This is a genomic window from Prescottella sp. D32 (genome assembly GCF_037287305.1).
GTDB lineage: Bacteria > Actinomycetota > Actinomycetes > Mycobacteriales > Mycobacteriaceae > Prescottella > Prescottella equi.
In genome coordinates this window covers 48,009-69,701 of the sequence record NZ_JARBSW010000007.1, presented here as the reverse complement: position 1 = coordinate 69,701, position 21,693 = coordinate 48,009, and the positions used below count along the sequence as shown (strand labels likewise).

Sequence of the window (21,693 nt, the reverse complement as noted above, 5' to 3'; positions counted from 1 at the left end):
GTCGACGGGAGACTTGACGCTATGGCGCAACTGATCTACGACGAAGCAGCCCTGCATCTGACCTTTTCTCGGTGGGAAGCCCTGCTGGTCCGCCATTCCGCCATGGCTGTACCGCTGAACTCGATCTCGACCGTCGAGGTGTTGCCGGGATGGACCTCGGAAATTCTCGGCATCAGATCCGGCCTGACAGTCTCCGGCTACCTGAAGGTCGGCACCTTCTTGCACCCCCGCGGCACCACTCGGCTGGTCTCGATGAAGCGTGGCCACCCGACACTGCGTGTCGGACTTCGTGGGCGCTACGCCGATGAGAAGTTCGGCGAACTGCTTCTCAGCAGCCCGGACGCATACGAGGTCGCCGATGCCCTCCGACTGGCCGGTGTGCGATGAAGGGCGTCTCCATCCAAGTCAACAGCCTCGCAAAGAGATTCGGTCGAGTAGAGGCAGTCGGCGGCGTTACCTTCACGGCCCAACCGGGTCAGGTGACGGGTTTTCTCGGACCGAACGGCGCCGGCAAGTCCACGACTTTGAGGATGCTGCTCGGACTGACCTGTCCGGACCGCGGAACTGCGCTGTTCGCCGGCATCGCCTACGGCGACCTTCCGTCCCCCACGCGAACCGTGGGCGCTGTACTGGACATCGCGGCGGCGCATCCTGCTACCACCGCCCGCAATCACCTCCGTACCTTCTGCGCCCTCGGCGGTCACCCGTCGGATCGGGTCGACGAGGTGATCGAAACGGTCGAACTGGACCGGTTCGCCGACCGGCGCGTAGGCGGTTACTCCACGGGCATGCGACAGCGCCTCTCCCTCGCTACCGCCCTGCTGGGCGACCCGGACGTGCTCGTTCTCGACGAACCGTCCAACGGCCTCGACCCGTCGGGAATTGTGTGGCTACGCAACTTCCTTCGGGATTTCGCTGTCTCCGGCGGTACCGTCCTGATCTCCAGCCACGCCCTCGGTGAACTGCAGAACAGTATCGACGACGTGGTGCTCATCGACCACGGACAGATTGTCTGGACGGGCGCCCTGCTCGAACTCACGACGCGAGGCGACACATTGGAAGAGGCATACCTCAGACTCATCGCCCGGGAGAGTGCGATATGAAGCATGCCGTCCGCGGTGAACTCACGCGACTGTTCTCCACCCGCCTCCCCATGTGGGCACTGATTGCGGCCGTCGCGAGCGGCGCCGGACTCACAGGGCTGCTGGGCTTGGTGGGCCCGGAGAACGCATCGCCTCCGATGCCCGCTCTCGACACCTCGGAAGGTGTGGGAATCGCTATCGGCCTCGCTGGGCTGCTCCTGTTCGTGCCCGCACTGTTCGGCACGGTAGCCGTCACGAGCGAGTACCGCCACAAGACCATCGGCTCGACGTTCCTTGCGGTGCCTCGTCGCGGCAGGGTGCTCGGCGCGAAACTGGCTGTCTACAGCGTATTTGGGCTCGCTTATGGACTGCTGATGTCGTTGTCGTCGGCAATCGCCTTGTGGTCCGTCGTCACCATGCGCGGAATTACCCTCGGCGCCTCCGCCGGCGACCTGGTGACACTTCTTGCCCGCCTGGCTGTGGCCGCCGCAATCTACACGGTGCTCGGCATGGGTATCGGTGCTCTGGCACGCAACCAGCTCGTGGCCGTGGGAGTCGTGCTCGGGTATTTCTATCTTGTTGAGCCTGCGCTCATGATCGTCCCGGGACTGGGTGCCTTCTATCCGTTCCTTCCTGGAGGCGCGACTGCTTCACTGATGGACTTCACGTTCCTCGCCGATACCGTCGCCCAGGAATCTTCGCTGGGAGTGCCCGCATTGCTCTCGCCGCTCGTGGGCGCGCTCGTGCTCCTCGGCTACGCGGCGGCTGCCTCGGTGGTAGCAGTGACGTCGCCGCTTCGACGGGATCTCACGTAGCGTCGCCGCCTGAGCAGTGCTGCGCGGTCCGGCGGGTCGGATACGCCGAATTTACGCAGAACCGACCGATCAGGGGACGCCCTCGTCCGAGGACTCGTCCCGCCTCGCTCAGCAAATCACCTCGACGCCGGCAACGGGCGGGCGGAGATGCGGGGAGTTTCAACCGAAAGCGGACAGAAACCGTTGCGCCGCAGGGGCAGTGTCCGGTGCACCGCCGCCGCCGCGCAGAAGGGGGCTGTGCGGCAGGGGGACAAGTGGTTTCCCGTGCACGCCGGCGCGCACGCCGACGAGGAGTGGTTCGTCTCCGAACGCAGCGACCTGGCGTACGTCCCCGCGATCGGCGCGGCCGGACGGGAAGCCCTCGAGCAGGCCGATATCGGAATCGATCAGGTGTCCGTCGTGGACCTGCACTGCTGTTCCCATTGGCGGTGTAGGCCGCGGCGGCGGAGCCGGCGGCGTCACCTTCGCTCGGGCGCCGCTGAACACCTACTCCATCCTCGGTATCACCGCGCTCGTCCAGTCTCTGCGCGGTGTAGTCGAGGTTGGGATGCGGGTGCGCCGGCCCGGCCAGCGCACTGCGCTAGCCGACTTCCCCGGGTAGGCGACGATCGAGGCCTACGGCTTGCCGGATGCCCTGATCATCGGCGCGCTGACCGCCACCGCACGCGGGCGCTGACACGCACCACCGATCCGGCTGCACTTCTACAAGCACCACCGAGCCCACTCCGCCATCGGCGGCCAGTCACCAGTCACCAGTCACCAGGCTGACCAACGTCCCTTGACATCACAGGTAGCCCGCGCCAGGAATGGTCTCGAAGCGGGCCACGGGGATCTGTGCCGCAAGCTGCGCCCCTTGGCTGCGGGCGGTGGCCACTGTCGTCAAACAGAAGGCCGGGGCATCAACACATCGGATGATTCGGGCGTCGGATCTGTCTCAGCCGAGCTCGTGGCGGCGTAGATACGCGAGCACGGCCAGCACCCGACGATTCGTGTCGTCGGTCGGCGGCAGCACCAGTTTGTTGAAGATGTTGCCGACATGCTTGCCCACCGCCGATTCGGTGATGAACAACTGTGCGGCGATCGCCGCATTCGAATGTCCCTCTGCGATCGAGGCGAGCACCTCGCGTTCGCGCGGCGACAACTGCGCCAACGGATCCCGCCGGCGACGGAACAACTGCTTTATGACCATCGGATCGATCACAGTGCCGCCGGCGACCACTTGACGCAGAGTGGAGACGAACTCCTCGACATCGACGATGCGATCCTTCAGCAGATAGCCGACCCGCCCACCTTCCGCACCCATGAGTTCGTCGGCGTAACTCAGTTCGACATACTGGCTCAGCGCCACCACGGCAAGCCCCGGATAGGTTCGTCGCAGTGCCACTGCTGCGCGCAACCCCTCGTCGGTGAAACCCGGCGGCATCCGCACATCGGTCACAACCAGATCCGGACGGTGCTCGGCGACAGCCGATTCCAATTTCACGGCATCGGGGACTGCAGCCACGACCTCGAACCCGAATCGTTCGAACATCGCGGCGAGGCTTTCGCGCAGCAGTGCACCATCCTCGGCGAGGACCACTCGCACGGCAGTCAGTTCTCGATCCACGGCAACTCCACACGGACAACGGTGGGCCCGCCAGGCGGGCTGGACAGCAGCATTCTGCCGTCGACCGCCGCGACCCGGTCGGCCAGGCCCGTCAGACCGCTCCCTCGTTCCGGATCCGCACCACCGCAGCCGTCGTCCACGATCTCAACGACCAGCAGATCCCCGGCGCGTCGGACAGCCACTGCGACGGCCGTCGCATCCGCATGCTTGGCGACGTTGTTGAGCGCCTCGACCACGACGAAGTACGCTGCGACCTCGACATCCAGGGCGGGGCGGGATGGGATGTCCGCCGTGACGCCGACCGGGGCCATGAAGTCTTCGGCCAGCGCACGCAACGCGTCGGGCAGGCCACGATCGGTGAGGACCCTCGGATGGATTCCCCGAATGAGTTGCCGTAGTTCCGCCATCAATTCCTTGGCCTGATCATGCGCCTGCGACACGCTTTTCGCGGCTGCGGAATCTGGTGGGAGGTCAAGTTTGGCCATACCCAACTGCAAGGTGAGGTTGACGAGCAGCGACTGCGCACCGTCGTGCAGGTCCCGCTCGATCCTCCGACGTTCCGCCTCGAAAGAATCGACCAACCGGGCCCGGGACCGGGACACCTCCACAAGTCGTGCACGAAGCGCGTCCGGGTCGTCGCCGCACAACAACGACCGGGCGAGCGCACCGTGCAGTCCCGCGATCAGAGCACTCACATACGGGATCGCGGGCAGCAGAAGTAGACCCGCGATCGCGTACGGAATGGCCTGGTCGACTGCCGTGATCTGGCTGAAACCGAGAGCCACCGCCTCGTCGCCGTCACTTACCAAGAGGGGGCTCACCACCATCACCACGATGAGTCCGACGATCACCGCACCCGAGAGCCACAACGCGGGCACCAGAGTGAGCAGCAGGAACGCATAGCCGAGCCCCCTCCATGTCGCCGTCTCGGTGTAGCGGGTGCACACCCACGCCCACAGGCCCGCTGCCGGAGGGCAACGGTGAGCCGAGAGCGCCCGGTCGCGGCTCACCAGGCGCAGGCGCGTTCGTTCCAGAGCTGCGAGCGGTATCGCCACCAACGGGCCGAGCCCGAACACCAGCACTGCGCCGAGGACACCGAGGAACAGCACTCTGCCGAGTGGTTGTGGATACATGCCGGCGCCGGACCATACGGCGAGCACGAGCCACGGGACGCAGAACGCTGCGAATGGCAACGCGACCACGCACACCACCGGGACGGTGGTCAGCACGTGACCCAGCGACCGCCACGGCCACTCGGTCAGCAGAAAGCGCCGCCGTGTGATCGCGGTGAGTACCGTGGTCGGTTCGTTGGAGGACACCGAGTGAGCCTATCGACGCGGTCGCTGCCTCAGGATGAGGTGGAGGGCAGCCGAAAGGTGGTGCTGGCACCACCTTCGATCGGCGGCGTGGACCCAGTGACCGCACCACCGGTCGAATGGTCAGCTGAAGTCATGCAACTGGAGCTGAACCACGTCACCAAAACCTATCGGGGTAAACAGGCTGTCACCGACGTCAGCCTGCGGGTCGGGCCCGGGGTTCTCGGCCTCCTCGGCCCCAACGGAGCCGGTAAGTCGTCGCTGATGCGCATTCTCTCCACGACCACCCGCCCGACCACCGGTACGGTCATGTGGAACGGTACCGACATCGTCGCTCGGCCGGAGCCGCTCCGACACGTCCTCGGTTACCTCCCGCAGGATTTCGGCGTCTACCCGAATCTCAGTGCCGGAGAGTTCCTCCGGTATCTCGCCGCAGTGAAAGGTCTGACTTCGCGGTCGGCCAAGGCGCGGGTCGACGAGCTGCTCGAACTCGTCAACCTGACGGAGACGGGATCGCGGCCGGTGGGTACGTTTTCCGGCGGAATGCGCCAGCGTGTCGGTATCGCGCAGGCGCTCCTCAATGACCCCGAGCTGCTCATCGTCGACGAACCGACGGTCGGGCTGGATCCCGAGGAACGCATGCGGTTCCGCAATCTGCTCGGGGATCTGGCGAACGACCGGATCGTCATCCTGTCCACTCACATCGTGTCGGACATCGAAGCGATCGCCGACGACATCGCGATCCTCACCGCCGGCGAACTACGTCGGCGGGGCACCCCCGAGGAACTTCTCCGTTCCGCGGACGGTCGGGTGTGGGAAGCGACGGTCCCGGTCGATGCCGTGACCGAGATCCGGCAACGAGCGACGATTACCCGCACGGTTCGAACGGCACAGGGTGTGCGTGTCCGTGCGGTCGCCCATACACCTCCGATGCCGGGGGCTCGTCCTGTCGAACCCGATCTCGAAGACGCGTACGTCAACGCGGTCCACAGCCCGATGGCGCCCGCCGGGGTGATCCGATGACAGGCGCTGTCGCTGCCGTCGCGATGGCAGACTTCCGGGATCGTTCGCGGCGTCCCGCGTTCCTGGTGACGGTGCTCGGCGCTGTCGCACTCGGCTATGTGGCCGTCCCGCCGGTATCGGCGACGTACGCGATGGTCAAGGTCGGATCGTTCCGGGGACTGTACGACAGCGCGTACATCGGCATGTTGCTCGCCATGATCGGCAGCCTGTGGTTGCCGCTGCTCGGGTTCTACGTCGTCCGCAGCAGTATCGCGCGCGACATCTCCACCGGCGTAGGCGAAATGCTTTCCGCCTCCCCGTTGCGCACGCCGACGTATCTGCTGGGCAAGTATCTGAGCAACCTGATGGTGCTCGCGGCGATGGCTGCCGCACTCGCCCTGATCGCACCCGTGATGCAGCTTCTCCGCGGGGAATCCACTAGCCTCGACATGACGGCACTCTGGCTTCCGATCGTGCTGTTCTGTCTTCCTGTCCTGACCGTGGCCGCAGCAGCCGCCGTCGTCTTCGAAACGGTCCCGCTCTTGCGAGGGGGTTCGGGAAACATCCTGTGGTTCTTCGTATATCCGTCGATGTTCCTCGCCGGGATTCCGCTGGTCTACGGATCAATTACCACAGGGTTCCAGGCAGACCTGGCGACGCAGCACCCCGGCATGGATGACGAGATCTCGATCGGGCTCACCGCGGAACCGGGCGCACTTGGGCAGTTCACGTGGTCCGGGATGGACATCGACACGACTCTCGTCATCGCGAGTGCGGGGTTGATTGCCGCCTCGACGATCGTCGCCATCCTTCCCTCCCTCTGGTTCGGCCGGTTCGGCCCCGCACGGTGGCAACGCACTCCCTCGCATATGTCTGCCGCACCTGCAACCGAAGCTCCCGTTGCACCGGCGTTCTCACAGAGCGCGCGAACACTGTCGCCGGCCGAGCGTGGACAGTCGTTCCCCGGGTTGCTGCTCGGCGAGGTGCGCATTCATCTCGAAAGCGTGTCGCGGTGGTGGTGGCTCACACTCGCGATCGTAACGATCACAGCCCTCGCCGTTCCCGCTGATCGCGCGGGCACCGCACTGCTCTTCGCATGGTTGTTGCCGGTGCTGCTGTGGTCACGTCTCGGGACACTCACCTACGAACAAGGCGTCGCTCCCCTTGTGCAGTACGGTGTCTCGTCTCGCATCAGACTCATCGCCGAGTGGGGTGCAGGCGTGCTTATTGCGGTCATCGCGGGTGTCGGCCCGCTGGTGAAGATGCTGCTTGCAGCGGACGCGACCGGAGTCGCCGCATGGGTTGCGGGTGCGACGGTAATCCCTGCCCTTGCGCTTCTGATCGGGTCGATCGGCCGGACTGCACGCGTGTTCCAGGCCCTCTACCTGTTGATCTGGTACGCCGTGCTCAACGGGGTCGCAGCGGTCGACGTCATGGGCGTGCTCCGCACCGATGGGTCACTCGGCGGCCCGTCCCCACTGTTGTCCTTCGGCGTCAGCGCCGTGCTGATCGCCTCCACCGTACTCGTTCAGGAGATTCGCCATGCCCGTCGTTGAAACCGCACCCCGGAGGTTCCGCGTCTTTGCCGGCGTTGCGGCAATCGCACTTTCGTCTGCAGCACTCACCGGCTGCACTGCCGATTCCACGAGTCACGAACAACGGAATGACAGCTACAGCGGCGCCACGTCCGTCACCCTCGATTTCGATGATGCGGGTGCCAAACAGTTCGGTGTCACCACCGCAGCCCTGAGCGCCCAGGTGATCGGCTCCGACCGCGACGACATCGAGATCCGGCGTTCCTTCGAGTTCACCGACGGCGACAAGCCCGAGGAACGCATCGACACCGACGGGTCCGGTCTGATGATCAGCGCGAGTTGCCCCGATAGATTTGCCGTCGGTAGCCCCACCTGCGTCGCCCGATACGAGATCGCCGTTCCGTACGGGACTGTAGTACAAGGGAATTCGAAGTTCGGCGATCTGACGGTGATCGACACCCGTGCCGCCGTCGATCTGAACTCCCGCTACGGTGACGTCACGCTTGTCACCGGCCCGGGCGGTTACGCGGTGGACGCCGTCTCGGCGACGGGCACAAGCACCATCGAGGTGCCGCAAGATCCCGCCGGCATACCGGTGCGCCTACGGTCCGGAGATGGCGCCGTCTCCGCAATGACGGACCCTCGCTGAGACCAGAGCGAAGTACCTAGAGTGAATGCACGCCTCGCAGGGACGGTACTACCAGGCGGCCACTCGAGGTGTGTGGTATCGGTCGTCGCCGATCTCGCCGCGGGCCAGGCACTGTGCGAGGAGCTGCTCAGGAGTATCGGCGTGAGGATGGGCGGCTGTGTGTCCGGGCGAGTACTCGAATGACCAATCACCGCGAGGACGATCAACACCCAGAACGCGATCATCGCTATGATCATGAGCGCGTAGCGCCACCCGTTCATGCTGTTGGCGGACCAGAACATCATCGGTGGGCCTCTGCATTGCGCCAGATTCGTAGCTCTTCAGGCAGCCCGCTCTACCTTCCCTTGATTGGCGTCCAAGTATGCCGAGGCGTTCTTTCAAGAACGCGATGTCCTTGTCCTGCTCGAGCATCTGCTTGCGGAGACGGGCGAGCTCGGTGCGTTCCGCTGCAGTCAACCGCTCATCACCGGTCGTAGTTGCTGCTTCGACCCGGTGGCGTTCGGCGGCGGCCCAGCGGCCGAGCAGACCTTCGAGAGTTCGACGATCAAGTTCGTGTGGCGGTGGGCTGGCCGTAACACAGTTGCCATGCCCGGCGATGAACCTGGGACAGAAGAACACGTGAGATCGAGGGAAGGCGCGCAGACAATGGGTTCGAACGATTTTGCAGCTCAGATCGGGAGTTGGCTCCGCGACGGCATGCTCGCCGGGAATCCGCTGGCAATTGCGGCGGCTGCGATCCTCGCGCCACTCGGCATGATCCTGGGATCGACGACCCTGTAGCTTCACCCCTACGCCCGACTGGGATCGCGTGTCACTCTGTTGGAGCCGCCCGTCAACGTGCTGCGCTTGAGCTGGCACCCGGACGGGATGGCGCCGCGGATCACGAACCTTGCCCAATGGCGCGCGTACGTGTTGCACCGGCTGGACCGGCAGATCGACGCGACGGGCGACGACGAACTGCGCCGGCTGCGCGTCGAGCTCACCGGGTACCCGGGCGGCGCCGACGCGACCGAGGCCGGGCCGGCGCTCGTCGTGCCGCTCCGGGTGCGCGCGGGCGATCACGATCTGTCGTTCGTCAGTACGACGACGGTCTTCGGTACGCCGCTCGACGTCGCGGTGTCCGAGCTCGCCATCGAGACGTTCTTTCCCGCCGACGCGGCGACGTCCGAGTTCCTGGCAGCGCGCCGGTAGGCGGCCGACCAGCGCACTTTCGCGAGCCCTCTACCGTGGAACCGCGGCAATACAGGCGAGGGATTGGTGAGAATGCGTCGGACGGCGGTGTGGACGGGTGTGGCGGTGCTCGGCGCCGGCGCGCTGTCCGGGTGTGGCGGAGCCGTGGCCGCCGACACCGTTGCGTGGCAACCCTGCGCAGACCTGGCCGCGTACGTCACCGATCTCGGCGTGGACGAGGGTGTGGTCGATCGCCTGCAGTGCGCGTCGGTGGACGTCCCGCTCGACTACGACGACCCTGAAGGCCGGACGATCGAACTCGCGCTCAGCCGTGTCGTGGGAACCGATCCGGCCGCGCCCACGCTGTTCGTCAACCCCGGCGGTCCCGGTGTCGAGGGCCGCAGCATGGCGGCCACGGTGGCCTCGAGCCTCGGGCTCGGTGGCACCGTCGTCGGGATCGATCTGCGCGGTATCGGCTACTCGTCGCGCATCGACTGCGCTGAACCCGACGAGCCGGACACCCGCGACGACGAGAGCCTCGCCGGATACGCCGACAACATCGCAGCCGCCAACAGAGACTGCGTCGAGGCCGACCCGGAGTTCGTCGGGTCACTGACCACCGCGAACGCTGCCCGCGACGTCGACGCGGTTCGGGGCGCGCTGGGCCTGGACACGATCGACTTCCTCGGCGTCTCGTGGGGCACCGTCCTCGGCGCCGAACTGCAGTCGAGTTTCCCCGAGCACCTGCACCGGGTTGTCCTCGACAGCATGGACTACACCGGCACCTCGGCGGGCGACGCGTTGTGCTCGCGGCGGCCGACCCGGACGTTCCACCGGAGATGGTGCCCGACGCGGCCGCCCTCGGGGCCGGGGACGATGGTGGGGTCACCCCCGACGAACCCGATGTGCCGCCCGGTGACGCCCCGGCTCCCGACGACAACGACGCCCCGCTCGACCCGGCAACCACCGAGTTCCTCGAGCGTGCGTTCGATCCGACGGCCGGAACCGCCTACATCTGCAATAGCCTCGACTCCGTGGGCGACAGCACTGTCCAGCTCGCCGAACACCGGACGATCAATGCGGCGCTGAATCGAAATCCCCAGCGGCGCATCGAGTTCCCGGCCGACTCGGACGTGCCCGGCGTAAGTCTGTGCAGCGGTTGGCCCCTCGCTGCCGAGCCGACGGCCGTGGCGAACACCGGCACGGACCTGCTGATCATCGGACACCGGGACGAGTCGGTCACCCCATATGTGTGGGCGCTCGATGCGCAAGCCGCGATGGGCGGCCGGCTCCTGACAATCGAGGATGGTGTGCACGGGTCGACGGTGGGGTCGTCGTGTGGCTGGCTCGTCACCGATTTCCTCCGTGCAGGCCGGCTCTCGCAAGATGTGTGCGATCCGACCTGATCTCTTCTGGTCGACACGTGGAGTTGAAAGACCGTCCAGGACAGGTGTTTTCACATTCAACCAACCGACCGGTCGAGACTTTCGGTGTTAGGGTCCGTTTCATCCGTGTGCTGTCGGGGCGCACCTCACGAAGGAGTGATCATGCGGAAACAACTGGCAAGTTTCGGGGTGGCGGGGGTCGCGGTCGCTGCCGCGTTGGTCGCTCCGGCCAACGCGAGTGCGGAGGACACCACCACAACTTTCGAACTCGTGGCCGGAGGGCTGAGCATCGCTCCTCAGGCCTCTGCCGCGCTCAACACCGCGCAGACCGGTGCATCGGACGTCCTCGGACTGTTGGGGGAGGTCACGGTCACCGACAGTCGCGGTAACAATGCGGGTTGGACAGTCACCGTGTCCTCGTCGGAGTTCGCGTTGGCTGCGGAGAGTGGAGATACCACGATTGCCGCGACTCAGGTGCAGTACAACCCCGGCACCGTCGAGCGCACGGGAACCGTGACGACGACCCCGTCGGCCGTCGCCGGACTCGATTCCGCCAAGACCGTGGTCGCGGGTACTGCCGCGCGGGGCAACAACACCGCCAGCTGGAACCCGACGTTGACCGTCGGACTGCCGTCGGACGCTCTCGCCGGTGTCTACACCGGAACGGTTTCGACGTCCGTCGCCTGACCCGGAGATCGGTGTGGGTGCGGCGTCCCGCACCCACACCGATTCCCATCACCGCCCTGGGGGATCTTTCAGAGTGCGCAGCTCTCATCACTGCACCAGTTTCGTCGCCCGGCGGATCGCGTCCGTCGCGGCTCTGATCAGCGCGTTCGCGTTGCTGGCGTCCGGGTCGGCGCTCTCCGCGGCCCAGTCGTCGCCGACGCAGAACGAAGGCATCGGTGTGCGCCTGCTCGAGGCGCCGTCGAACAACGGAAGCGACCCGCGTGCGAGGGTGTACATCGTCGATCACCTCGCGCCGGGAACGACCATCAGCAGGCGATTCGAGGTTACGAACACCACGGGCGAGGCCGCCGATGTGCGGCTCTATCCTTCGGCGGCGGGGATCGACCGCGGCCAGTTCACCGGGGCGGCCGGTCAGGTCGCCAACGACCTGACGACTTGGACCTCGATCGCCCCCGCCCAAGTGCGGGTGGACGCACATTCCGCCGCCGAAGCCGTCGCGACCATCGCCGTACCGCAGGACGCGCCTCCGGGGGAGCAGTACGCGGTCCTGTGGGCCGAGGTCCGCTCGGCGGCGTCGCCGCAATCGCCGGTCGCGCAGATCAGCAGGGTCGGTATAAGGCTGTATCTGTCTGTGGGGCCGGGTAATCCGCCCGCGGCCGATTTCGCCATCGAGTCCCTGACCGCCGCACGGTCCGACGACGGCACGCCGGTCCTCGAGGCCAACGTCCGCAATACCGGTGGGCGGGCACTGGATCTGAAGGGCAGGCTGACGCTCGGCGACGGGCCCGGCGGGCTCAACGCGGGTCCGTTCTCCGTCGCGGGAATCACCACGTTGGCGCCCGGTACTGCCGGTGCTGTCACGGCGACACTGAACAAGGACATTCCGCCCGGGCCTTGGAACGCTTCGGTCACCCTCGAGAGCGGGTTGGTCGAGCGCAGTGCCGCAACGCAGATCACGTTCCCCGACTCCGGAAGCGCCGAGTTCGGCGTTCCAGGGTCGCGCCACCTCCCCGCCGTGTTCATCGGGTTGGGCGTCCTCGCGCTGATCGCGGGCGTCACCGCGATCGCGCTGCGCAGGCGGGCGAGGCGCAACAGCATTTGACGGCGGCTGGCGACCGAGTTCCGTGCCACCGGCCGGCTCGGGCAGGATACGTGCGAACCGCACTCAACAAGGAGTTGCCATGACGCACACGGACACCGAGAGCGCCGGAATCGGGCCGATGTTGATCTCGTCGCGTTCGTTCGACGAGTACGTCGCGATGTTCGCGCTGAGCTGCGACGACCTGACGGGCGCCGTTCTGGACTGCCCCGCCGGTGCGTCGTCGTTCACCGCGACCGGCCGCGCCCGCGGGATCGACGTCACCGCGTGCGACATCGCATACGCGGACACCTCGGCGTTGGCCGCGACTGCACGCGCCGAGACGATCCGCGGCAACAGCTACATCGCGCAGCGACCGGAACGGTTCGCGGGGAGCTTCTTCCGTGACGCCGAGCACCACCTCGAACACCGGTTCGCGTCGGTGGACCGGTTTGCCGAGGACCTGCAGGCACACCCCGAGATGTACGTCCCCGGAGCACTCCCCGCATTGCCGTTTCCGGACGGCTCCTTCGACCTGGTGCTGTCGTCGCACCTACTGTTCACGTACGCGGACCGACTGGATGTCGACGATCACGACCGGTTCCTGGCCGAACTGCTCCGCGTCTCGGCGCGCGAGGTTCGGGTCTTCCCGCTGGTGCCGAGTGGGCGGACTGATCGATACGCCGGCCTGGGCGAGCTGCGTCGACGTCTCGACGCCCGGGGCATCGCCCACGAAATACGATCGGTCGCCTACGACTTCCAAAGCGGCGGCACCGAGATGCTGGTGTGCTCAGCGCGGTGACCGATCGCGGCCCCTACGAGCCGCCGACCGGGACCGCGCTGAGCCCACGGGTGGGCGTCGTCCCGCAACGCTCCATCACCTCGAACAACTTCGCGTGCATCCGCATCGCCTGCACGGGGTCGAAGTAGCCGAGGTTCAACGGATTCGCGCGGTTGTGCAGCTCCAAGGGGTCGGTCTGCAGGTCGTACATCTCGAACTGTGGCGGCGCCACCCCGTCCGGATCGAAGTACGCCGAGTATTTCCACCGGTGGTCGCGGATGGTGCGCATGTGGTTGGGCTGCGTGACGATGCTCTGGCCGTCGGGGGTGGCGCAGTTCTGGTCGTCGTAGGTGAAGTGGAGGACGTCCTGCACCTCGGTGCTCGGCGCCGCCGGGTTCGCGGCGGCATCGGTGACGATCGGCATGAGATCGACGCCGCGGAAGTCCCACGCGGACCGGTCCGGCACGTCCGCGAGGCTCGCGAGAGTGGGCATGACGTCGATCAGGGACGAGAGCGCGGCCGTGTGGACGGGCCGGGGGAAGAGCGTCGGATTGCTGATCACCAGCGGGACCTTCAACGTCTCCTCGTAGGCGTTGAACACCTTCTGCCGCAGGCCACCATGTGACATGCCCATCTCGCCGTGGTCCGACATCCGGATCACCACTGTCGATTCCCGCATCCCCGGTCGGGCTTCGAGGGCGTCGAGTACCGCACCGATGTGCTCGTCGACCACCTTGTGCATGTACGCGTAGAAGTTCACATAGTTGCGGGCGGCGTCCTGCCCGGGCAACGGACCCAGCCCGGCGGCGAGAAGCACCTGGGACTGGATCTGCGCGGTGGGCTTGAAGTTCCGGGCCAAGGCCTCGTCGTACGTCGGCGGCAGGTCGATGCCCTGCTCGAAGATTCCGGGCGCGTCCGAACCGTAGTTGTCGCAGGTGCCGTTGATGGCGTCCCACGTCTGGGGGTAGGCGAGCACGTCGTGCGGATTGACGAACGAGACGACGAGGGCGAACGGGCGATCGTCGTTCGGGTCGAGTCCCTGCAGGAACTCGACGGCTTCCGACGCGTACCGGCTGTCGAGGTCGGCGCAGCCACCGCCGAAGTGATCCGGGTCGGTGTCCTGGCCGCCTTCCGGTGGAACCCAGCCCCGGAAGCCGTACGCCGCGACGTCTGCGCTCGACGGGTCGCCGCCCTCCTCGCCCTTGCTCATGTGCCACTTGCCTCGGTAGTGCACGTTGTAGCCGGCCGAGTCGAGGAGCTTGGCCATGTTCTGAATGCCCAGCGGGAGGGTCGGTTCCGTCGGTGAGACGGTGCCACCTTCGGTGAGCGTCGCGGTCACGCCGTGCTGTGCGGGGTACAAGCCGGTGAAGAACGTGCTGCGACTCGGCGAGCACATTGCGGCATTGCAGCAGCAGCCGTCGAACGTGAGCCCGGTGTCCGCGAGACGCTTTCGGTTCGGCAGGTTCGTCTCCGCCCAGCCCTCGGACCAGAACATCGGGGCCCGTTCCTGATCGGTGATGACGACGACGATGTTCGGCCGGTGCGGCAGCGCGCCGTGCCCGGCCGTCGGCGCCGGACGCGATGCCGCCGCACGCGCGCCCGCTCCCGCCATGCCGGCGACCAGCAGGGCGCCGGCGCCGCCGAGGAACGTCCGCCGGGAGAACGGGTGATCGACCGCGTCGAGTGTCGGTTGGCTCAGGGAGTCCATCTGCTGATCTCCGTCCGGGATGCGCTGAGATCCGGCGTTCGGATCGTCATTCTGTCCGAGGATCAGGGCTGCTACCTGGGGTTCGGGCAATTGTCGGGATCGCACCCTGGACTTGCATGGACTTCCAACTATAGGATGAGCGAGGAATGTCGAGGGTGACGTACGTCTCCTTCGTGGCTCTGTGGCGACCAGCAAAGGACGGGTTCGGGCAATGAGCGTTCGAGAGCTCTCTCACTTCATCGGCGGCAAGCGGATCCCGGGAACATCGGGCAGATTCGCCGACGTCTTCGATCCCAACACCGGGCAGGTGCAGGCGCGGGTGCCGCTCGCCGACCGGTCCGAGACCGAGGCGGCGATCGCGAACGCGGCGGATGCCCAGAAGGAGTGGGCGTCGTGGAACCCGCAGCGCCGCGCCCGCGTGCTGATGCGGTTCCTGCAGCTGATCCAGGAGGAGATGGATCCGCTGGCCCGGCTGCTCTCGTCCGAGCACGGCAAGACCATCCCGGACGCCAAGGGCGACATCCAGCGCGGCCTCGAGGTCGTCGAATTCGCCACCGGCATCCCGCACCTGCTCAAGGGCGAGTACACCGAGGGTGCCGGATCGGGCATCGACGTGTTCTCGATGCGGCAGCCGCTCGGTGTCGTGGCAGGCATCACGCCCTTCAATTTCCCGGCCATGATCCCGCTGTGGAAGGCCGCTCCCGCCCTGGCGTGCGGAAATGCGTTCGTGCTCAAGCCGTCCGAGCGTGACCCGTCGGTGCCGCTGCGCCTGGCCGAGCTGTTCCTCGAAGCGGGTCTGCCGCCGGGTGTGTTCAACGTCGTCAACGGCGACAAGGGTGCCGTCGACACCCTCCTCACCGATCCTCGGATCAAGGCCGTCGGCTTCGTCGGCTCCACCCCGATCGCCCAGTACATCTACGAGACCGCCGCCGCGCACGGCAAGCGCGCCCAGTGCTTCGGTGGCGCGAAGAACCACGCGATCGTGATGCCCGACGCCGACCTGGACCAGGTGGCCGACGCTCTGGTCGGTGCCGGCTACGGCTCTGCCGGTGAGCGCTGCATGGCGATCTCGGTCGCGGTTCCCGTGGGCGAGGAGACCGCGGATGCGCTCGTCGCCAAGCTCTCCGAGCGGGTCGCGAAGCTGCGGATCGGACGCTCCGACGACGAGACCGCCGATTTCGGACCCGTGGTGAGCAAGGATGCTCTCGACCGCGTCGACGGCTACGTGCAGATCGGCGTCGACGAGGGTGCCGAGCTGGTCATCGACGGCCGCGGCTTCACCCTCGAGGGTCACGAGAACGGATTCTTCGCCGGCGCAACACTGTTCGACCGCGTCACCCCCGAGATGCGGATCTACAAGGAGGAGATCTTCGGTCCCGTGCTGCAGGTGGTCCGCGCACACGACTACGAGGAGGCTCTGCGCCTGCCGACCGAGCACGAGTACGGCAACGGCGTCGCGATCTTCACCCGCGACGGCGACACCGCCCGCGACTTCTGCTCCCGCGTCGAGGTCGGCATGGTCGGCGTCAACGTCCCGATCCCGGTGCCGATCGCGTACCACACCTTCGGTGGCTGGAAGCGCTCCGGATTCGGCGACCTCAACCAGCACGGCCCCGACTCGATCCGCTTCTACACCAAGACCAAGACGGTGACGCAGCGCTGGCCCTCCGGGTTCAAGGAGCACTCGGACCACTTCGTCATCCCGACGATGGACTGACGCGGTGAAGAGGTACGTGCCGAGCTGGCACGACGACGAGGTTCGGGCGCTCTCCGAACTCGCGGCCGGATTCTTCGAACGCGAGGTCGTCGCCCACAACGAGAAGTGGGAAGCCCAGCGCCGCATCGACCGCGACGTGTGGCGCACCGCCGGCAAGCTGGGGCTGCTCTGCTGCTCGATTCCCGAGGAGTACGGCGGCGGCGGAGGCACGTTCGCGCACGATCTCGCGGTGTTCGAGGCGCAGGGCTACGCGGGTGATCTGGCGTTCGGGGTGTCGGTGCACAGCGGCATCGTCGCGCACTACGTCAGCGAGTACGGCACCGAGGAGCAGAAGCGGACCTGGCTGCCCGGGATGGCGTCCGGGGAGATCCTCGGGGCGATCGGAATGACCGAACCGGGCGCCGGATCCGATCTCAAGGCGATCCGGACGACGGCCGTGCGCGACGGCGACCACTATGTCGTCAACGGCTCGAAGACGTTCATCACCAACGGTTCCTCCGCCGACATGATCGTGCTGGCGGTGAAGACCGACCCGAAGGCCGGTGCCAGGGGTGTGTCGCTGCTGATCGTCGACCTGCGGGACTGCCCCGGCTTCACGGTGGGGCGGGTGCTCGACAAGGTGGGCCAGCACGCCGCGGACACCTCCGAGCTGTCGTTCGTCGATGTGAAGGTGCCGGTGTCGAACCTGTTGGGCGAGGAGGGGCAGGGCTTCGGCCAGCTGATCGCCCAACTCGTCCAGGAACGTCTGATCATCGCGGCGCAGGCGTCGGGGGCGATGAACCGAGCGGTCGAGGAGACCGTCGCGTACGTCAAGTCCCGGCAGGCGTTCGGGCACAGCCTGTTCGAGTTCCAGAACACGGCGTTCGAACTCGCCGAGTGCCAGACGATCGCGCGCACGTGCGAGGTGTTCCTCGATCACTGCATCCAGGAGCACCTGCGCGGCGAACTCGACGCGGCCGAGGCGGCGATGGCCAAGTACTGGCTCACCGACAAGCAGTGCGAGGTCGTCGACCGCTGCGTGCAGCTGCACGGCGGCTACGGATACATGCGCGAGTACCTCGTGGCCCGCATGTACGAGGACGCACGGGTGCAGAAGATCTACGCCGGTGCCAACGAGGTCATGAAGGGGATCATTGCGAAATCCCTCTGACGACCGCGGCCACCACGTCATCGACGATGACGACGAACCAGGAGTGAAGGCAATGTTCAGACTTTCCGACGACGAGCGTGCGATCAGCGACACCGCACGCGACTTCGCCGCGGAATACCTGGCGCCGGGCGCCATCGAGTGGGACCAGAACAAGCATTTCCCGGTCGATGTGCTGCGCAAGGCAGGTGCACTCGGCATGGGTGGCATCTACATCCGCGAGGACGTCGACGGCTCCGGTCTCACCCGGCTCGACGGCGTCCGGATCTTCGAGCAGCTCGCGACGGGCTGCCCGTCGATCGCCGCCTACATATCGATCCACAACATGGTCACGTGGATGATCGACGAGTTCGGTGACGACGAGCAGCGACGGCGCTGGGTGCCCGGCCTGGCGTCGATGGAGCAGCTCGGCAGCTACTGTCTCACCGAGCCCGGTGCGGGATCCGACGCGGCAGCCCTGTCCACCAAGGCTGTTCGGGAGGGCGACGACTATCTGCTCACCGGCGTCAAGCAGTTCATCTCCGGCGCGGGTACGTCCGACGTCTACGTCGTCATGGCCCGCACGGGCGCGGCGGGAGCCCGCGGCATCTCGGCGTTCATCGTCCCGAAGGACACGCCCGGGCTGTCGTTCGGTGCCAACGAGAAGAAGATGGGCTGGAACGCCCAACCCACCCGGCAGGTGATCCTGGACCAGGTGCGGGTGCCGGCGGCGAACCTGCTCGGCGGGGAGGGCGAGGGTTTCCGCATCGCGATGAAGGGGCTCAACGGCGGCCGGCTGAACATCGCCGCCTGCTCGGTGGGCGGCGCGCAGGCCGCGCTGGACAAGGCCGTCGCGTACCTCGCGGAACGAAAGGCGTTCGGGGCGGCGCTCGTCGAGTCTCAGGCGCTGCAGTTCCGCCTCGCCGACATGCGGATCGAACTCGAGGCCGCCCGCACCCTGCTGTGGCGGGCCGCGGACGCGCTCGACGCGGACAGTGCCGACAAGGTGGAGCTGTGCGCGATGGCGAAGCGGTTCGCGACGGACACCGGCTTCACGGTCGCGAACGAGGCGCTGCAGCTGCACGGTGGTTACGGCTATCTGGCGGAATACGGATTGGAGAAAATCGTGCGAGATCTGCGGGTGCACCAGATCCTGGAGGGCACCAACGAGATCATGCGGGTCGTCGTGGCCCGCGCGGTGGTCGGATCGGCCGGCGCGGCATGAGCGACATCGTTGAACCCGAGGTTCTGGTCGAACGGGTCGGCGCTCTCGGCCGGATCACCCTCAATCGGCCGAAGGCGATCAACGCGCTGAATCACGCGATGGTGCGGTCGATGGCGGCGGCACTGCTGGAGTGGGCCGACGACGATGCCGTCGACGCCGTGCTGCTCACGGGAGCGGGGGAGCGCGGCCTGTGCGCGGGCGGCGACATCGTGTCGATCTACCACGACGCCCGAGACGGCGGGAGTGGGTCGAAGGACTTCTGGCGGGACGAGTACGTCCTCAACGCCGCGATCGCCCGCTACCGCAAGCCGTACGTCGCGATCATGGACGGCATCGTGATGGGCGGCGGTGTCGGCGTCTCGGCGCACGGCAACGTCCGGGTCGTCACCGAGCGGTCCACGGTCGGAATGCCCGAGGTGGGCATCGGATTCGTGCCCGACGTCGGCGGCACGTACCTGCTGTCGCGGGCGCCCGGTGAACTCGGCACCCACGTCGCGCTCACGACGGCACGGATGTCGGCCGGCGACGCGATCGCGTGCGGTTTCGCCGACCACTTCGTGCCGTCGGACCGGGTCGGCGAGTTCGAACAGGCGCTGGCCGGGGGCTCCGTCGAGGACGCACTCGCCCGGTTCGCGCAGCCCGCCCCCGCGTCGGAGCTGGCAGCGCAGCGGGGCTGGATCGACGCCGCGTACGCCGCCAACACGGTCGAGGAGATCGTCGCGAACCTGCGGGCGAGCGACGTCCCCGAGGCGCGGGCCGCGGCCGAACAGATCCTGGCGAAGTCCCCGACCGCGGCGAAGGTGACGTTGCGGGCACTGCGCCACGCCCGCACCCTCGACACGCTCGAGGCCGTCCTCGACGAGGAGTACCGGGTGTCGTTGGCGTGCCTGGAATCCCACGATCTCGTGGAGGGCATCCGCGCGCAGGTGGTAGAGAAGGACCGTAACCCCGCATGGTCGCCGTCGTCCCTCGAGGCGGTCACCGATGAACTAGTGGATCGATTCTTCGAGCCGCTCGGCGAGGCCGAACTGGGACTGGCCGCAGCGCTCGTGAGTGGGGAGGAAGCGCGATGAGCACGAACGACATCACCGTCGGATTCGTCGGTCTCGGCCACATGGGCGGCCCGATGGCCGCCAATCTCGCGAAGGCCGGATACGTCGTGAAGGGCTTCGATCTGGTGCCGGCGGCGCTCGAGCAGGCCCGGCGCGACGGCATCACGGTCGTGGACTCCGCCGCGCTGGCGGCCACCGACGCGGACGTCGTCGTCACGATGCTGCCCAGCGGCAAGCACGTCCTCGACCTGTACGAGGGCGGTCTGCTCACCGCCGCGCGGCAGGGCACGCTGTTCGTCGACAGTTCGACGATCGACGTCGCCGACGCCCGAGCGGCCCACGAACTGGCCGAACAGGCCGGACATCGCAGCGTCGACGCGCCCGTGTCGGGTGGAGTGATGGGGGCGGCGGCCGGAACGCTCGCCTTCATGGTCGGCGGCGCCGACGAGGACTTCGAGGCCGCCCGGCCGCTGCTCGAGGTGATGGGCCGCAAGGTGGTGCACTGCGGCGGCCCCGGCGTGGGTCAGGCCGCGAAGATCTGCAACAACATGATCCTCGGCGTCTCGATGATCGCGATCAGCGAAGCATTCGTGCTGGGGGAGAAGCTCGGACTGAGCAACCAGGCGCTGTTCGACGTCGCATCGAACGCGTCCGGTCAGTGCTGGGCGCTCACCACCAACTGCCCGGTGCCGGGACCCGTCCCGGCGAGCCCCGCCAACAACGACTACCAGCCGGGATTCGCGGCCGCCCTCATGGACAAGGACCTCGGGCTCGCCGCGAACGCGCTGCGCGCCAACGGCGTCGACGCCGAACTCGGTATGCGCGCCGCGGAGCTGTACCGGCGCTTCCACGAGACCGGGCACGGCGGCGAGGACTTCTCGGCCATCATCAGGGACATCAGGGACAGATCGAACGGAGAGACTCGATGACGGACTACCAGACGATTCAGGTCGGGCGCACCGGCCGCGTCGGCATGATCACCCTCGACCGGCCGAAGGCGCTCAACGCCCTCAACGCGCAGCTCATGTCGGAGATGGTCTCGGCCGTCGAGGACTTCGAGAAGGACCGGAGCATCGGCTCGATCCTGATCACCGGGTCGGAGCGGGCGTTCGCGGCCGGCGCCGACATCAAGGAGATGCAGTCCAAGTCGTTCATGGACATGTACCTCGACGACTGGTTCTCGGCGTGGGATCGTATCGCCGCGGCCCGCAAGCCGATCGTCGCCGCGGTCGCCGGTTACGCGCTCGGCGGCGGCTGCGAGCTGGCGATGATGTGTGACGTGCTGATCGCCGCCGACTCGGCCAAGTTCGGCCAGCCCGAGATCAAGCTCGGTGTGCTGCCCGGAATCGGTGGCTCGCAACGACTCACCCGCGCCATCGGCAAGGCCAAGGCGATGGACCTGTGTCTCACGGGCCGGACGATCGACGCCGAGGAGGCGGAGCGCGCCGGTCTCGTCTCCCGGATCGTTCCGGCGATCGACCTGCTCGACGAGGCCATCGCGACCGCGTCGAAGATCGCGGACATGTCGTTGCCGATCGCGATGATGGTCAAGGAGTCGGTGAACCGGGCGTTCGAATCGACGCTGTCCGAGGGCGTCCGGTTCGAGCGACGCGTGTTCCACTCGGCCTTCGCTACGCAGGATCAGAAGGAAGGCATGGCCGCGTTCACCGAGAAGCGGGATCCGAGTTTCGGCCACCACTGAGTGAGCTACCGAGCCACTTCTCGGCCCCTGTCGCGCACGAGCGTGGCAGGGGCCGAG

Annotated in this window: 22 protein-coding genes and 1 pseudogene; 19 read left to right on the top strand and 4 right to left on the bottom strand. The window is 67.0% G+C overall.

Annotation, left to right across the window (positions count from 1 at the left end; all coding sequences use genetic code 11):
• Positions 1–21: 21 nt before the first annotated feature.
• The 3 genes from PSS76_RS23045 to PSS76_RS23035 are packed head-to-tail and all read left to right on the top strand — an operon-like array spanning position 22 to position 1,897.
• Positions 22–387, top strand: coding sequence for a hypothetical protein (locus PSS76_RS23045; protein ID WP_084846433.1), 366 nt, complete (start codon positions 22–24; stop codon positions 385–387).
• Positions 384–1,103 (top strand): ABC transporter ATP-binding protein, encoded by a 720-nt coding sequence (locus PSS76_RS23040; protein ID WP_084846434.1) that lies wholly within the window; start codon positions 384–386, stop codon positions 1,101–1,103. Before PSS76_RS23045 ends, PSS76_RS23040 begins: the two co-directional genes overlap by 4 nt.
• Complete coding sequence (locus tag PSS76_RS23035; RefSeq protein ID WP_084846435.1) at positions 1,100–1,897, top strand: ABC transporter permease; 798 nt, start codon at positions 1,100–1,102, stop codon at positions 1,895–1,897. The genes PSS76_RS23040 and PSS76_RS23035 overlap by 4 nt, the downstream gene beginning before the upstream one ends.
• A 159-nt stretch (positions 1,898–2,056) precedes the next feature.
• Here the strand turns inward: PSS76_RS23035 and PSS76_RS23030 are convergent, their stop codons facing one another.
• The 3 genes from PSS76_RS23030 to PSS76_RS23020 all read right to left on the bottom strand — a co-directional run bounded on the left by PSS76_RS23030 (position 2,057) and on the right by PSS76_RS23020 (position 4,822).
• Positions 2,057–2,320, bottom strand: a complete 264-nt coding sequence (locus PSS76_RS23030) for a hypothetical protein (protein ID WP_139810579.1) — start codon at positions 2,318–2,320, stop codon at positions 2,057–2,059.
• Positions 2,321–2,831: 511 nt separating this feature from the next.
• Positions 2,832–3,503: a response regulator transcription factor gene (locus tag PSS76_RS23025; protein WP_272818716.1), complete on the bottom strand. Its 672-nt coding sequence runs from the start codon at positions 3,501–3,503 to the stop codon at positions 2,832–2,834.
• On the bottom strand, positions 3,488–4,822 hold the full coding sequence (locus PSS76_RS23020; RefSeq protein WP_337456667.1) for a sensor histidine kinase: 1,335 nt from the start codon (positions 4,820–4,822) through the stop codon (positions 3,488–3,490). The genes PSS76_RS23025 and PSS76_RS23020 overlap by 16 nt, the downstream gene beginning before the upstream one ends.
• Before the next feature lie 132 nt (positions 4,823–4,954).
• Here PSS76_RS23020 and PSS76_RS23015 point away from each other — a divergent pair, with 132 nt between their 5' ends.
• The 10 genes and pseudogenes from PSS76_RS23015 (at position 4,955) to PSS76_RS22970 (ending at position 13,127) form a co-directional block, all read left to right on the top strand.
• A complete protein-coding gene (locus PSS76_RS23015) occupies positions 4,955–5,842 on the top strand; it encodes an ABC transporter ATP-binding protein (protein WP_084846439.1) in 888 nt (295 codons plus the stop codon).
• 131 nt (positions 5,843–5,973) lie between these two features.
• The gene (locus tag PSS76_RS23010; protein WP_337456666.1) at positions 5,974–7,377 is read left to right on the top strand and encodes a hypothetical protein; all 1,404 of its coding nucleotides are present in this window, start codon (positions 5,974–5,976) and stop codon (positions 7,375–7,377) included.
• Positions 7,364–8,005: a hypothetical protein gene (locus tag PSS76_RS23005; RefSeq protein WP_084846441.1), complete on the top strand. Its 642-nt coding sequence runs from the start codon at positions 7,364–7,366 to the stop codon at positions 8,003–8,005. The genes PSS76_RS23010 and PSS76_RS23005 overlap by 14 nt, the downstream gene beginning before the upstream one ends.
• Positions 8,006–8,353: 348 nt before the next feature.
• Positions 8,354–8,785, top strand: coding sequence for a hypothetical protein (locus PSS76_RS23000; RefSeq protein WP_084846442.1), 432 nt, complete (start codon positions 8,354–8,356; stop codon positions 8,783–8,785).
• A gap of 21 nt (positions 8,786–8,806) precedes the next feature.
• Positions 8,807–9,196: pseudogene (locus tag PSS76_RS22995) on the top strand (MmyB family transcriptional regulator); the annotation flags it as partial.
• A 72-nt stretch (positions 9,197–9,268) separates the two neighbouring features.
• Positions 9,269–10,264: an alpha/beta fold hydrolase gene (locus PSS76_RS22990; protein WP_337456665.1), complete on the top strand. Its 996-nt coding sequence runs from the start codon at positions 9,269–9,271 to the stop codon at positions 10,262–10,264.
• On the top strand, positions 10,210–10,581 hold the full coding sequence (locus PSS76_RS22985) for an alpha/beta hydrolase (protein WP_337456663.1): 372 nt from the start codon (positions 10,210–10,212) through the stop codon (positions 10,579–10,581). The genes PSS76_RS22990 and PSS76_RS22985 overlap by 55 nt, the downstream gene beginning before the upstream one ends.
• Before the next feature lie 141 nt (positions 10,582–10,722).
• Complete coding sequence (locus PSS76_RS22980; protein ID WP_084846473.1) at positions 10,723–11,247, top strand: WxL domain-containing protein; 525 nt, start codon at positions 10,723–10,725, stop codon at positions 11,245–11,247.
• 73 nt (positions 11,248–11,320) lie between these two features.
• Positions 11,321–12,349 carry a COG1361 family protein gene (locus PSS76_RS22975; protein WP_084846444.1) on the top strand — a complete coding sequence of 343 codons (1,029 nt, stop codon included), beginning with the start codon at positions 11,321–11,323 and terminating at the stop codon, positions 12,347–12,349.
• Positions 12,350–12,428: 79 nt separating this feature from the next.
• Positions 12,429–13,127 (top strand): methyltransferase domain-containing protein, encoded by a 699-nt coding sequence (locus PSS76_RS22970; RefSeq protein WP_084846445.1) that lies wholly within the window; start codon positions 12,429–12,431, stop codon positions 13,125–13,127.
• A gap of 13 nt (positions 13,128–13,140) precedes the next feature.
• On the opposite strand, the gene PSS76_RS22965 is transcribed toward PSS76_RS22970, so the two are convergent.
• Entirely contained in the window at positions 13,141–14,814 is a 1,674-nt protein-coding gene (locus PSS76_RS22965) for a sulfatase family protein (RefSeq protein WP_337456661.1), read from the bottom strand.
• Positions 14,815–15,025: 211 nt separating this feature from the next.
• Here PSS76_RS22965 and PSS76_RS22960 point away from each other — a divergent pair, with 211 nt between their 5' ends.
• The 6 genes from PSS76_RS22960 to PSS76_RS22935 are packed head-to-tail and all read left to right on the top strand — an operon-like array spanning position 15,026 to position 21,636.
• Positions 15,026–16,531: a CoA-acylating methylmalonate-semialdehyde dehydrogenase gene (locus PSS76_RS22960; RefSeq protein ID WP_005514069.1), complete on the top strand. Its 1,506-nt coding sequence runs from the start codon at positions 15,026–15,028 to the stop codon at positions 16,529–16,531.
• A 4-nt stretch (positions 16,532–16,535) separates the two neighbouring features.
• Complete coding sequence (locus PSS76_RS22955) at positions 16,536–17,681, top strand: acyl-CoA dehydrogenase family protein (protein WP_084956819.1); 1,146 nt, start codon at positions 16,536–16,538, stop codon at positions 17,679–17,681.
• A gap of 52 nt (positions 17,682–17,733) precedes the next feature.
• The gene (locus PSS76_RS22950; protein WP_238773947.1) at positions 17,734–18,882 is read left to right on the top strand and encodes an acyl-CoA dehydrogenase family protein; all 1,149 of its coding nucleotides are present in this window, start codon (positions 17,734–17,736) and stop codon (positions 18,880–18,882) included.
• A complete protein-coding gene (locus PSS76_RS22945; protein WP_337456659.1) occupies positions 18,879–19,955 on the top strand; it encodes an enoyl-CoA hydratase/isomerase family protein in 1,077 nt (358 codons plus the stop codon). The genes PSS76_RS22950 and PSS76_RS22945 overlap by 4 nt, the downstream gene beginning before the upstream one ends.
• Entirely contained in the window at positions 19,952–20,863 is a 912-nt protein-coding gene (gene mmsB / locus PSS76_RS22940) for a 3-hydroxyisobutyrate dehydrogenase (RefSeq protein ID WP_005514063.1), read from the top strand. The genes PSS76_RS22945 and mmsB overlap by 4 nt, the downstream gene beginning before the upstream one ends.
• Complete coding sequence (locus PSS76_RS22935; RefSeq protein ID WP_013415611.1) at positions 20,860–21,636, top strand: enoyl-CoA hydratase; 777 nt, start codon at positions 20,860–20,862, stop codon at positions 21,634–21,636. Before mmsB ends, PSS76_RS22935 begins: the two co-directional genes overlap by 4 nt.
• The last annotated feature ends 57 nt before the right edge of the window (positions 21,637–21,693 follow it).